This is a genomic window from Alkalibacterium sp. m-11 (genome assembly GCF_054658155.1).
In genome coordinates this window covers 1-12,890 of the sequence record NZ_BAAGIR010000058.1, presented here as the reverse complement: position 1 = coordinate 12,890, position 12,890 = coordinate 1, and the positions used below count along the sequence as shown (strand labels likewise).

The 12,890-nt window shown below is 41.1% G+C and carries 11 protein-coding genes; 4 read left to right on the top strand and 7 right to left on the bottom strand.

Going from position 1 to position 12,890, the window contains the following annotated elements:
- The first annotated feature begins 170 nt into the window (after positions 1–170).
- On the top strand, positions 171–2,417 hold the full coding sequence (locus ACYQ2O_RS07320; RefSeq protein ID WP_346024618.1) for an ATP-dependent Clp protease ATP-binding subunit: 2,247 nt from the start codon (positions 171–173) through the stop codon (positions 2,415–2,417).
- A 32-nt stretch (positions 2,418–2,449) separates the two neighbouring features.
- On the opposite strand, the gene ACYQ2O_RS07315 is transcribed toward ACYQ2O_RS07320, so the two are convergent.
- Both ACYQ2O_RS07315 and ACYQ2O_RS07310 read right to left on the bottom strand, forming a co-directional pair.
- Complete coding sequence (locus ACYQ2O_RS07315) at positions 2,450–4,033, bottom strand: peptide chain release factor 3 (RefSeq protein ID WP_346024628.1); 1,584 nt, start codon at positions 4,031–4,033, stop codon at positions 2,450–2,452.
- 29 nt (positions 4,034–4,062) lie between these two features.
- A complete protein-coding gene (locus tag ACYQ2O_RS07310) occupies positions 4,063–5,166 on the bottom strand; it encodes an AI-2E family transporter (protein WP_346024619.1) in 1,104 nt (367 codons plus the stop codon).
- Positions 5,167–5,305: 139 nt separating this feature from the next.
- Here ACYQ2O_RS07310 and ACYQ2O_RS07305 point away from each other — a divergent pair, with 139 nt between their 5' ends.
- A complete protein-coding gene (locus tag ACYQ2O_RS07305; protein WP_346024620.1) occupies positions 5,306–5,749 on the top strand; it encodes a GNAT family N-acetyltransferase in 444 nt (147 codons plus the stop codon).
- On the opposite strand, the gene ACYQ2O_RS07300 is transcribed toward ACYQ2O_RS07305, so the two are convergent.
- From ACYQ2O_RS07300 to ACYQ2O_RS07290, 3 genes are read right to left on the bottom strand one after another with little or no spacing between them, the layout of a single operon-like run.
- Complete coding sequence (locus tag ACYQ2O_RS07300) at positions 5,746–6,657, bottom strand: RluA family pseudouridine synthase (protein WP_346024621.1); 912 nt, start codon at positions 6,655–6,657, stop codon at positions 5,746–5,748. The two genes, ACYQ2O_RS07305 and ACYQ2O_RS07300, sit on opposite strands and share 4 nt — an antisense overlap.
- A complete protein-coding gene (locus ACYQ2O_RS07295; protein WP_346024622.1) occupies positions 6,647–7,459 on the bottom strand; it encodes an NAD kinase in 813 nt (270 codons plus the stop codon). Before ACYQ2O_RS07295 ends, ACYQ2O_RS07300 begins: the two co-directional genes overlap by 11 nt.
- 20 nt (positions 7,460–7,479) lie before the next feature.
- Entirely contained in the window at positions 7,480–8,100 is a 621-nt protein-coding gene (locus ACYQ2O_RS07290) for a GTP pyrophosphokinase (protein WP_346024623.1), read from the bottom strand.
- A gap of 107 nt (positions 8,101–8,207) precedes the next feature.
- On the opposite strand from ACYQ2O_RS07290, the gene ACYQ2O_RS07285 reads away from it, so the two are divergent.
- Entirely contained in the window at positions 8,208–8,795 is a 588-nt protein-coding gene (locus ACYQ2O_RS07285; protein ID WP_346024624.1) for a CYTH domain-containing protein, read from the top strand.
- 184 nt (positions 8,796–8,979) lie between these two features.
- The gene (locus ACYQ2O_RS07280; protein WP_346024625.1) at positions 8,980–9,606 is read left to right on the top strand and encodes a DsbA family protein; all 627 of its coding nucleotides are present in this window, start codon (positions 8,980–8,982) and stop codon (positions 9,604–9,606) included.
- Positions 9,607–9,756: 150 nt separating this feature from the next.
- On the opposite strand, the gene pepF is transcribed toward ACYQ2O_RS07280, so the two are convergent.
- Both pepF and ACYQ2O_RS07270 read right to left on the bottom strand, forming a co-directional pair.
- A complete protein-coding gene (gene pepF / locus ACYQ2O_RS07275; protein WP_346024626.1) occupies positions 9,757–11,574 on the bottom strand; it encodes an oligoendopeptidase F in 1,818 nt (605 codons plus the stop codon).
- 116 nt (positions 11,575–11,690) lie between these two features.
- The gene (locus tag ACYQ2O_RS07270; RefSeq protein ID WP_346024627.1) at positions 11,691–12,743 is read right to left on the bottom strand and encodes a competence protein CoiA; all 1,053 of its coding nucleotides are present in this window, start codon (positions 12,741–12,743) and stop codon (positions 11,691–11,693) included.
- Between the last annotated feature and the right edge of the window lie 147 nt (positions 12,744–12,890).

Here is a 12,890-nt window from a genome sequence, read left to right as displayed (position 1 = left end):
TGGTAGTGGTACTCACATTTTACCAAAGAGAGCTGTCTTTTTCTTTACCTTTAAGCTGATTAATCTAAATAATCCTTATAATGTAAAGGATAGAACGGAGTTCTTAGGGGTGCGAAACTTGAGTATATTAGTATAATGAGACTATCATCTCGGAAAGGAAGGTCTTGAATATGATATGTCAACGTTGTATGGAACGTAACGCAACAATACACTTAACTACAAGTATCAATGGTCAGAAACGAGAAATCGATCTTTGTCAGAAATGTTATAGGGAAATCAAACAGCAGGAGCAACAAGGGCGCATGAACCAGGGTAATCAGAGTGATCCGTTTGGTTTCAATCAATTTGATGATTTTTTCAAAGCTCTTTCAAGAGGAATGGGCCCTCAGAATCAAGGTCAGACTCCTCCTTCTGAACCTCAGCATTTCAGAGGAAATAACCAGCCTCCTAGCAATGGGGCCCGAGGCGGTCTTCTCAGTGAGTATGGCGTCGATTTAACACAGATGGCAAGAGAAGGGAAAATCGATCCAGTCATCGGTCGCGACAGGGAAATAGAACGCGTCATCGAAATTTTAAATAGACGTACAAAAAACAACCCGGTACTGACTGGAGAAGCTGGAGTAGGTAAAACAGCTATCGTCGAAGGACTAGCTCTGAAAATCACTGAAGGCGATGTCCCTCAGAAACTTCAAGATAAAGAGGTTATCCGTTTAGATGTCGTCTCTCTCGTTCAAGGAACGGGAATCAGAGGTCAATTTGAAGAGCGTATGCAGCAATTGATGAACGAACTGAAGGAAAATGATAATATCATTCTCTTCATTGATGAGGTACATGAGATTGTCGGTGCTGGTTCAGCTGAAGGAAGCAGTATGGATGCTGGAAATATACTGAAACCTGCACTAGCTAGAGGCGAACTTCAGATGATCGGTGCAACGACAATGAATGAATACCGCAAAATCGAGAAGGATCCGGCCCTTGAGCGCCGTCTCCAGCCAGTTCGAGTCAATGAGCCGTCTTTAGATGAAACGCTGACTATTCTGAAAGGTATTCAGAAGCAATATGAAGATTACCATCACGTAAGATATACAGACAAGGCGATCAAAGCCGCGGTCGAGCTATCACATCGCTATATACAAGATCGATTCCTTCCGGACAAAGCCATTGACTTGCTTGATGAATCAGGATCCAAGAAAAATCTGACTATTCAGACAGTTGATCCTGCTTCACTGGAAGAAAAGATCAAGGAAGCTGAGACGCTCAAACAGGAAGCACTTGAGCAGGAAGATTACGAGAAGGCAGCTTTTTACCGGGATCAGTCAGCTAAATACAAAGATATGATCGATCAGCAGACGCCAGAATCTGATCTACCTGAGGTAACAGAACAGGACATCATCAATATCATTGAAATCAAAACTGGCATTCCAGTTGGTGAGATGAAAGAGAAAGAACAGAAACAGCTGAAAGATCTAGATAAATCTCTTAAAAAACATGTTGTTGGACAGGATGAAGCTGTTACAAAAGTAGCAAAAGCTATCAGAAGAAATCGCATCGGCTTGAGAAAGAAAAACCGTCCGATCGGCTCCTTTATGTTTGTTGGTCCTACAGGTGTCGGTAAGACTGAACTGGCCAAATCACTGGCTCTTGAACTGTTTGGAAGTAAAGATTCCTATATCCGTTTAGACATGAGTGAGTATATGGAAAAACACAGCACATCCAAATTGATCGGCTCTCCTCCTGGTTATGTCGGTTATGAAGAAGCGGGTCAGCTGACGGAAAAAGTCAGAAGGAACCCTTACAGCCTTATCCTCGTGGATGAAGTCGAAAAAGCACACCCAGATGTGCTTAACATGTTCCTGCAGATTCTTGACGATGGGCGACTGACTGATGCTCAAGGACGTACAGTTAACTTTAAAGAAACAATTATCATCATGACCAGTAATGCTGGTACGACAAATGTCGAATCAAGCGTTGGGTTCGGGGCCCAGATGAACGGCGATCAGCATTCGATCCTGAACCACCTGGGTGACTACTTTAAACCTGAATTTCTTAACCGATTCGACGGCATCATCGAGTTCCATCCACTATCCAAAGAAAATCTTCTGGAAATTATCGAGTTGATGCTGGAAGATGTCAATGACGCTCTTCGCGAGCATGACATCACACTCACTGTAGACCAGTCTGCAAAAGAGAAACTAGTCGATCTTGGATATGACCCTAAAATGGGTGCACGACCGTTACGTCGTGTGATCGAAGAGCAGATCGAGGATAAAATTGCAGAATTTTATCTGAACCATCCAGAACCTGGTCACATCATCGCAACGGTAGATGACGAAGGTAATATTCAGATCCGCAGAGAAAACAGCACACAACCATCCCCTTCCGAAAATGATTCTGAAGAATCAGACAACACTGAGTGAAAAAAGCCACCCGAACTGGGTGGCTTTTTTTCTTATAGTAAGGAAGTCAGCGTTACATCTGGATACTTGTCACTGAACCATCTCATGGCAAATTCGTTTTCGAAAAGGAAGAGTGGGTTATCAAATCTGTCTCTTACCAGCATGTTTCTGCTGGATCCCATATTCTCGTCGAGCTGTTCACGGTCTATCCATCTCGCTATGCGATTTCCGATTGAAGTCATAATCACTTCTGAGTTATATTCATTTCTCATACGATGCAGGAAAACCTCAAATTGCAGCTGTCCCACTGCTCCAATAATATAAGTCTCAGTATGGAATGATTTGTACAGCTGGATTGCCCCTTCCTGAACCAGCTGGTTGATACCTTTGTGGAAGGATTTTTGTTTCATTACATTTTTCGGTTCGACTTTCATAAATAATTCAGGTGTAAACTGTGGCAGCTCTTTAAAGGTCACTTTGTTTTTACCAGAATAGATTGTATCTCCAATTTGAAAATTACCCGTGTCATAAAGTCCGATAATATCCCCTGCCACGGCTTCAGAGACTGTTTCTCTGCTTTCAGCCATGAACTGAGTTGAGTTTGACAGACGAATTTTCTTATCTTCTCTGGATAGTGTAACATCTATACCCCGTTCAAACTTACCTGAACAGATACGTAAAAATGCGATACGGTCACGGTGTTTAGGATCCATATTAGCCTGTATTTTAAATACGAATCCTGAAAATTCAGTATCCTCCGGTTCTACGATCTCATCTTCTTCTGTTTCCTGTTCACCAGGTTCCGGAGCAAAATCCAGAAATGTTTCAAGAAAAGTCTGCACGCCAAAGTTCGTCAAAGCTGAGCCGAAGAAAACTGGAGTCAGTTCTCCTTGGCTGATTGCTTCTCTTGAAAAATCATTTCCAGCTTCTTTCAGGAGAAGAGCCTCTTCAAGTACTTGATGATACAAGCTTTCATTTTTCAGTGCATGCTCACCTTCGATTTCACCTTCTTCATTCAAAGAGATGAACCGTTCACCGTTGTTCAGTTCTTCTGGTCTGAAGGCTTCGATCCGGTTATGATAAAGATCGTATAAACCCAGAAGAGTCTTACCTGAGCCGATCGGCCAGTTCATTGGATAGGCATCGATTTCAAGTACTTCCTCAAGTTCTTCTATGAGCTCAAGAGGTTCCCTTCCATCTCTATCAAGTTTATTCATAAATGTAAAAATTGGAATGCCTCGCATACGACAGACCTTAAACAGTTTCTTAGTCTGTTCCTCAATTCCTTTTGCACTGTCAACGACCATGACAGCAGCATCCACAGCCATCAAAGTGCGGTATGTGTCTTCCGAGAAATCTTCGTGTCCAGGAGTGTCGAGGATATTGATGCGTTTATTCTGATATTCAAACTGCATGACAGAACTTGTTACAGAAATCCCTCTCTGCTTCTCGATTTCCATCCAGTCAGATTTTGCGAACTTCCCACTTTTCTTGGCTTTTACGGTTCCGGCTTGACGGATCGCTCCCCCAAACATGAGCAGCTGTTCAGTTATAGTTGTTTTCCCCGCATCCGGGTGAGAAATAATGGCAAATGTCCGTCTTCTACTTACTTCTTTTTTTAATTCTTTTTCATTTATCACGCTTAAACTTCCTCAATCTATTAGTATTATTTTTCTATTGGCATCTTAGCCAGATTGTGCTGCTTGACCATTCTTATTGTATATATAGCAATAGTCTTGATAATTGCAAATAACGGAACCCCGATAAACATACCTATCAGACCGGCAATATTAGCTGATGCCAGCAGGACCAGGATGACAGTAAGGGGGTGAATGGACAAAGATTTTCCGACCAGCAATGGTGTAAATAGGTTGCTGTCCAGCTGCTGGACTATAAGAACGAAAACTGCAGCAAGAACAGCCCTGCCGGGTGATTCAATCAGTCCAACAATCACCGCAGGACCTGCACCAATGAAGGGCCCGACATACGGGATGAAATTAGTGATCGCAGCGAATACTGACAGCAGAAAAGCTGAAGGCATGCGAACGATAGAGTAAAGTATGAATAGCAGCAGCCCTACAAGAAATGATGCCATTCCCTTCCCAGAGATATAACTAGATATCGTAGCATCTGTCTGGATAATCATCTCTTTCACATTTTCCTTGAATTTTACTGGAGTCAGATTTACAGCAAATGGTAGAAATTTTTCCCCATCATAAAGCATATAGAACAAAATCACTGGAACAGTAATGGATATAAATGCAATTTCTGTAAACATCTGAATTGCTCCACCGACACTAGCCACAAAACCGGACAGAAACTGGGAGCTGATATCTCTCAGCCATAGTTCCAGGTTGTTTAATGCCGCCTGAATGTCCACCTGCTGCATCCACGGTTCCTCAGCAAGGCTCAGTGAATATGTCTCGAGTTCACTGATAAAGACAGGTATGCCTGACACTAGGTTCGTCGCCTGATCAATCAGCATCGGCATACCGAGCAGAACTGTAAGGAGCATTAAGCCTAACAGAAGAATCATGACAATCGCAATGCCGAAGACACGTTTAACCTTGATCCGTTCCAAGAGCTTGACGACCGGATTGAGTAGGTAATATAAAAATCCTGCGATCAATAAAGGCATGAATAATGCCGTCAGGATACCGACCAGAGGATTCAAAATAAAATCGATCTGCTGAAGAACGAAAATGAGTACTGATACAGCCAGTAACCATATCGTCCAGAACATTAACTTGGACTTTTTCCAATCTATCACAGTCTTCTCCTCTTTCATTTAAACTTTCTCTTTTATTATATGTTACCCAACTTTATATTGAAAGGGGAGTTTAAGTTAGATTGACGAAATTATTAAGAATTGATATAGTTGATAGTAATTTTAAAGGAGATGATCACGGATGGAATTCAGGAAAACAACCGATCTTTTAAGCACGACATATGCAGATGCTCTTGCAATAAGAAAAACAGTATTCGTTGAAGAACAGAATGTCGATGAATCACTCGAAATCGACGATCTGGAAGATCAGACCCTTCACCTGGTGGGATATGTTCAAGATAAGCCTGCCTGCACGGCAAGACTACTTAAGAAAGACAACGGGGATATTAAAATCCAGCGCGTAGCTGTTCAAAAAGACTATCGAGGTACAGGACTAGGACTGAAACTCCTCCAGGAGATTGAGCGGTTTGCTGTAAAGGAACTTAACGGATCAAGGCTTATTCTGGATTCACAGGATCATGCCATCCCGTTCTATGAAAAAGCTGATTATACAGTTGAAGGAGATGGCTTTCTGGATGCCGGTATCCCTCATCACTTCATGCAAAAGAAGATAGACCGGATTTAAACATCCAGTCTATCTTTTAATTTATGTTCAAGGTTGGTCATATCTTCTGGAAGTTCAGCCTGAACGATGACTTTTTGGTGAGTAAAGGGATGAGTAAACCTGATACAAGAGCAATGGAGAGCTTGTCTGTCAATTATACGGGTCTCTTCATCTCCGTAGAGGGTATCTCCCAGTAACGCGTGATTCAAATGCGCAAAATGGACTCTGATCTGGTGTGTCCGACCCGTGTGCAGCTGAACTTTCACTCTGGTTGCTTCCAGGAACCTGTCAGTTGTCCAATATTCTGTCACGGAAGGTTTTCCGGCTTTATCCACTCTTCTTTTGATGATAGACCCTTCTTCTCTACCGATCGGCTGATCGATAAGGCCATGGTCTTTCTGCAGGTTTCCTTTTACATATGCGACATATTCTTTATAGATTTCTTTCTCCTTCAAGAGACGATCCATGAACGAGTGTGCAAGTGTATGTTTGGCAAAGATCATAACACCCGATGTGTCCCGGTCGAGCCGGCTGACAATATGCACCGTCTGATGGTAATAATCGTTCTGCTCGATGTAACCTTTGACACGGTTGGCAATTGTATTTACAGGATGAACGGATGAAGGTACTGAAGCGACCCCACTGGGTTTGTTGATAAAGAGATAATGGTCATCTTCATACAGCACATCTACAGATGTACTGGAAGAAGACAGGTTTACACTTCCCATTTCCTGGGGAATCGTCATGGATACAACATCTCCATGATTTAACTCTTCACGGACTCTCACATGGTGTCCGTTTACTTTGAGACTTCCCCCCCGGTACTTCACTTTCGTCAAGACTCGTTTGGATATCTGCCGCTTTTTCAAAAACGTCTTCAGCAGCACATTTTCCTCTTCATTTTCTTCAACTGTCCACTTAATTTCCATTATTTTTCTTTGCTCCTAAAAAAGCGTCTTCTACTCTGTCCCAGAAATGGGTATGCTGATACTGGGCAAAGCGTATGCGTTCACTGGCTATACGGAACCCCAGATAATCGACATTTCCTTCATTGGATACCAGCTGATCTATAGTTAAAGTGAAATCATCTGTATCGATCGGCCTGATTTTGATCCACTCGTCCGGTGCTATAATCATTGGAGAACTAAGTGTACGGAATACACGATTATTCAGTGATGCCATTTCTGTTAACTGCAGTGCTTCAAGTCTGGGATGCAGCACCGCTCCCCCCACAGACTTATTGTACCCAGTCGAACCGGTCGGGGTGGAAATACATAGGCCATCTCCTCTGAACCGTTCAAAATGTTCTTCCTTGATGTATACATCGCAGACCAATGTCCCATCCACTCTTTTAATCGTCGATTCATTCAAGGCCAGGAAATGTTTAGTTTCGTTTTTATTCTTGTAGACAACTTCAACATCCAGCAAGGGATACTGAATGAATTCACCTGTATCGTTTTCCAGACTCTCCACAAGTGCTTCAATGTTATACTCCCGCCAATCCGTATAAAAGCCCAGATGGCCAGTATGTACACCGATGAATCTGACCTGATCCAGCATATGGGCATATCTGTGGAAGGCTGACAACAAGGTACCATCACCCCCTACCGAAATAACGATTTGCGGATTCTGTTTCCCTATAGTAAAAGAAGAATCTGTCAATAATTTTTTTAGTCTGGTACTCACTTTTAATGATTCTTCCGTATAATTGTGGACCACCGCTATCCTCACTGTTCAACCATCCCTTTTACTCAGTCTTTTTTAAATCGATAACTTGCCTGTATATCCTTAATTTCGTCTCGTATCGTGGACATCTCCTCGTCCAGCTGAAAAGCGGACTCTGCAGCCTTCTGCAGGCGATCATTTATTTCTGTAGGGTACTCACCAGCGTATTTATAATTCAGAGAATGCTCGATAGATGCCCAGAAATTCATTGCCAGCGTTCTGATCTGTATCTCAACCAGTACCACTTTCACCTCGTCGATCAGTTGAACAGGGTACTCGCAGATAAGGTGATAAGAACGGTACCCACTTTCTTTCTTATGGGTTACATAGTCTTTTTCGTATACCACATTTAAATCATTTCTACTTTTTAGCATCTCAACTACATCATAAATATCTTCTACAAACGGACACATGATTCTTATTCCTGCCAGATCTTCCATATCCGTTTCCAGTTTATCCAGAGAAATTTTACGGGTCCTTGATTTGATAAGGATACTATTGATCGGTTTCACTCTGCCCGTAACGAATTCGATAGGCCCATGTTCTTTTTTCAACAGGTACATGTTTCTCAGTCCGCGAAGCTTTACTTTCAGTTCATCTACTGTTTGCTTGTAAGGAAGCAGGAAAAGTTCCCAATCTCTATCCATATCCTCTACCTTCTTTGCTTTTTTTTAGTGTAGTTTCTTGTTACTATTGTACCATAATCTTTTTGAATAAAATAATTGACTGATCTTTATCGGAAAGGAAATACACAATGGAACAGGAAATGGAAATAGAATTTAAAAACATATTAACCAGACAGGAATACGAACAGCTTTACACTGATTTCAGGCAGGATAAGTTTACCGAGTTCTCTCAGCGTAATGTTTATTTCGACACGCCGTCATTGGAGCTGAAGAACAGAGGCTGTGCACTTAGATTAAGGCTTAAAGAAGACGACGCCGAACTGACACTCAAGACACCCTTCGAGGGGCATCACAAAGAACTTAACCTTCCTCTGTCACTCGATGATGCTCATCTGATGACCATCCAAGGAGCTTTTCAGATACCAGAACCAGTCATAGAAATACTCGAAGTTGAAGAACCTATTCTTAATCGTTCCGTCATCAAACTGGCAGAGCTGCACACAGCACGCCTTGAGACAATGAGGGATGATACATTTGTGGTACTGGATAAAAGCACATACAGTGGACAAGTAGACTATGAACTTGAAGTGGAAGCCGCTTCAGAAGAAACTGGGCTCAAGGTGTTCAAGTCTATACTTGATCATTATGACATTCCTAAAAGGAAAACCGAAAATAAAATATCACGTGCCTTTAACGCCGGAAAAAAACGGTATTAAATCATTTGTGACGGATTTGTTACATTCATTTAGATTTTCAGTCAAAATTCATGCAGATTATTATTAATAAACTAGTTTGTTTGTTAGTCTATATATTGTAATGAGCTATTTAATTTTAGCCCAAGATAATTAATCGAAGAATTTCAACTGATAAACTAAACTATAAACTAGGTGAGTGTTAATTATGTTTTTAAACAATATTATTGAAGTATTCTTGTTCGTTAATCCATTAGGAAGGACGTGCTATGAATCCGAAAAACTTGTTGAAGCTTTCTCTGCTGAACGAGACGAAAAAGTTAAAGTACGTTTTGTTCCCATTCTAAATATCCGCTCTATCGGTAATCTGGTAAAGGGAAATTATGACTCTTCTCTTTCCAGTCGTAATCATCTCTATACTGATTCCTACAATGCCAGCCTGGCATTTCAGGCCGCTTCAATGCAGGGCAGAAAAAAAGGTAGAAAATTCCTTATGAAACTACAGCAGTCTGTCATCAAAGATGGTAGTGCCGTAACAAGAGAGCTGATGCTACAAATTGCTGAAGCATTGAATTTGGATATCGAGATGTTTGAAGAAGATCTGGAATCGGAGCTTTCAAGAACAGCATTCAATAAAGACCAGAAACTCGCGCTTGAAATGGGAGTGACTGAATCTCCTTCGTGTGTAGTGTATTCGTCTAAAGATACTACTTCTGGTTACCGTATCGATTCTTCTATAACGAAACAGCTGCTTCACGGCTTGTGCAATGACCAGGCAGAAAAAAACGACCAGGCAGTGACTCATCTTTCTTTTTCTCTTTATCAGACCGTTTAATTTCTGAAAGTTGATAAATACACAAAGGACCCCCTTTTCGTAAAGGAGGTCCTTTTTACTGATTGAAGAGATTACAGGTCGTTTCCTGCAGTCTCATGCTTTTAAGCTCAGTCTGTTCAAATCATTAGTCTATATTCTTATGCTCCTGCTTTATCCTTCTATTGCTTCAAGAGCTTTTTCCAGTTCATTCAGTCTGTCTTCGAATACTTTCATGGCTCTTAACAGATAGTCACTATCAGTCATATCTACTCCAGCTTTTTTCATTACCTCTATCGGGAAGTCTGAACTGCCGGCTTTAAGATAAGTCAGATATTTATCGAGAGCGCCCTCTTCGTTGTTGAGCAGTTTGTCCGCTAATGCAGTTGCCGCACAGAAACCAGTTGAATACTGGTATACGTAATAATTGTAGTAGAAATGTGGGATACGTGCCCATTCATACTGTATTTCGTCATCTTTTTCAACTGCTTCGCCATAATATTTGCTGTTGATTGCACGGTAGTTCTCGCTAAGAAAATCTGCTGTCAGAGGAACTCCTTTAGAAGCTTCTTCATGCATGAAATGTTCAAATTCTGCAAACTGGGTCTGACGGAAGACCGTCCCTTTAAACCCGTCAAGGTAATGGCTGAGTACATAAGCTCGAGCTTTAGGGTCTTCTGTCGTTTTCAACAGATGATCCGTCAGCAAGTTCTCATTCGTGGTAGATGCAATCTCCGCAAGAAAAATTGAGTAGTTCCCATATACATGAGGCTGATTATTCCGCGTAAAGTAACTGTGTGCACTGTGACCCAACTCATGAACCAGTGTATATAAATGGTTCAGAGAATCATGCCAGTTTAAAAGGATGTACGGATTTGTATCATAAGCTCCAGATGAATACGCACCGCTTCGTTTCCCTTTATTCTCGACTACATCTATCCAGCTGTCATTAAAGGCTTTGTCAAGGACACCTTTATACTCTGCGCCCAGAACTTCCAGCCCTTCATATGTTTTGTCTTTCGCTTCATCATAGTTATATTTTAGGCTTGCTTCACCAGTTATAGGCGTATAGAGATCATACATGTGAAGGTCATCCAGTTTAAGCACCTTCTTACGAAGCGCCATGTATCTGTGAAGCAGGGGAAGATGGTCATTTACAACATCGATCAGTGTATCATGAACTGCTTCCGGAATATGATTGTTAGATAAGGCGTTTTCTCTTGCAGAAGAATAATTGTGAACTTTTGCTTGATAGTTATGATGCTTGACTGTAGATGCCAAAGTGCTGGCGAAAGTATTCTTGAAGCTTGAATAGACACTGTACATTTTCTCAAATGCTTCTTTTCTGACATGTCGATCAGTACTTTCCATCAATTCTCCAAACATACCATGAGACAGCTGAACATCTTCTCCTTGATCGTTTGTAACCTTTGGAAACTGAAGATCTGCATTGTTCAGCACACTGAATGTCTGTGTAGATGAGTTCAGTACCTCACTTGCACCTGCAAGTAACGCTTCCATTTCAGAAGATAGAACGTGCGCTTTGTTAGCAGTCATCTGATCAACATAATGCTTATACACTTTCAGTTTCTCTTCTTCTTCGAAATAGCCGTCAAGCGTCTCTTCAGACAGTTCAATGACTTCAGGTTCGAACCAGGATGATGCTTCTTGAGTCTGCGCAATCAGGTACCTGGCCTTGTCATTCATAGCCTGATACTTGCTGTTGGCAGTATCCTGATCGTTTTTCAAATGAGCATATACATAGATAGAACTGACTTTTCTTGATAAGTCAAGCATGGACTGGAGAGCATCAAGAAATGGTACAGCTCCATCTTCGAGAGTCCCCTGCAGTTCTTTTATCTCACCTATCTTTTCCTGAGTTGACTTAAAATCCTCTTCCCATTTCTCATCATTTTCAAATATTACTGACAGATCCCATGTTAATTCCTTAGGTACTTCTTCTCTTAAAGGTAGTGATTTGACCTCTGACATGCATTTCCCTCCTGATAATTTAAGAATAATTTAATGATAACATAATTTATATTTGATTAGAATAATCAATTTATGCAAGTTTGTCATAACTTCCGATCTTAAATTCCTTTAATTCATCAGCTCCGTTGTCGCCATTTGTTTTTTTGAATCTTAACGAGCAATCCACTTTCTGTCATCTGATCGAGAAAAGATAAAATTGGTAACATGACTGTATCTGAAAGGATGTTAGGGACTGAGAAATAGACGATTAGACGCGTTTCGAGCCATCTTTCAACTGTCTCTCTCAAGTGACGTTCTGTAATGACAGTAAAACTGGACTTGCTCCTCACCAGCTGGTAGATCCTCAACTTCCATTCCACTGCAGGAGTACTGATCAGCCAGTCTGTTTCGAGTCGAGTGAATATAACTAAAGGTAATAATTCTAGACTGGTCTGACTTTCATATATAAGCTGAAAGAATGCCCGATGTCTTTTATCTCTGATTTGTCTTTTCCAGTTAAGGTAAGCCAGAGCTTTGTCTTTTATATTATTAACGTTTCCAGGTGAAATTTTTGAACACCAGGTAGTCGATTCATATTTCGTTAAAACTGACAGTACAGAAGGTACTGTTTCATAGACAGGCGGGTCTAACTTTCTGTAGCAGCGAATCTGCCCGTCACTTACATCATAATTGAAAAAGCCAAACACTCCAGGCTTAATGTCAAAGATCATGGCACGCTGCAGAGAGGTCAGCCTGTGAGTATTCGTCAGTTTATTTCCTGCAATCCATATAACTTTTCTTCCTGAGTTATGATACCCCCGAGTCCTCCTGACTATATCTGATACTGTTATTGGGCTGCACTGAAACTCGATTGCATATTCCTCTTCCTTATAAATTACCAGCACATCTGGTCTCTGATTTATATCAGGAAGCTGAGCCTCTATTTCTACCTTGACGTTCTCTTGTTTAAAAGCTTCGTACAGCGAAGTTTTCCCTTTCAGATGTTCCTCAGTCTCCCCTTCTGAAAAAGATGAACAGCTATTTTTATTTACATGGGCAAAGTGAGCAGTCATCCTTGTTCCTTTTTTTAGAATGACTGGACTCTCACAACCTGGACAAATATAATATCCTCTTTTATCAGCTTTAGAAGCCATGATCAGCTGTGTAGATGAATTTCTGGCTATAAGCATATATTTACCTCCTGGAATTTAATTGTTACTGTCAAATTTTTTTGTTCTTAAAGGTCTATAACCGTTGTTCTATCAAGGAAAAGACAAAAAACACTTGCCCCTCCCTCATTTATCGGTAAAATAGTAGGTATCCGACTACCAAACTAT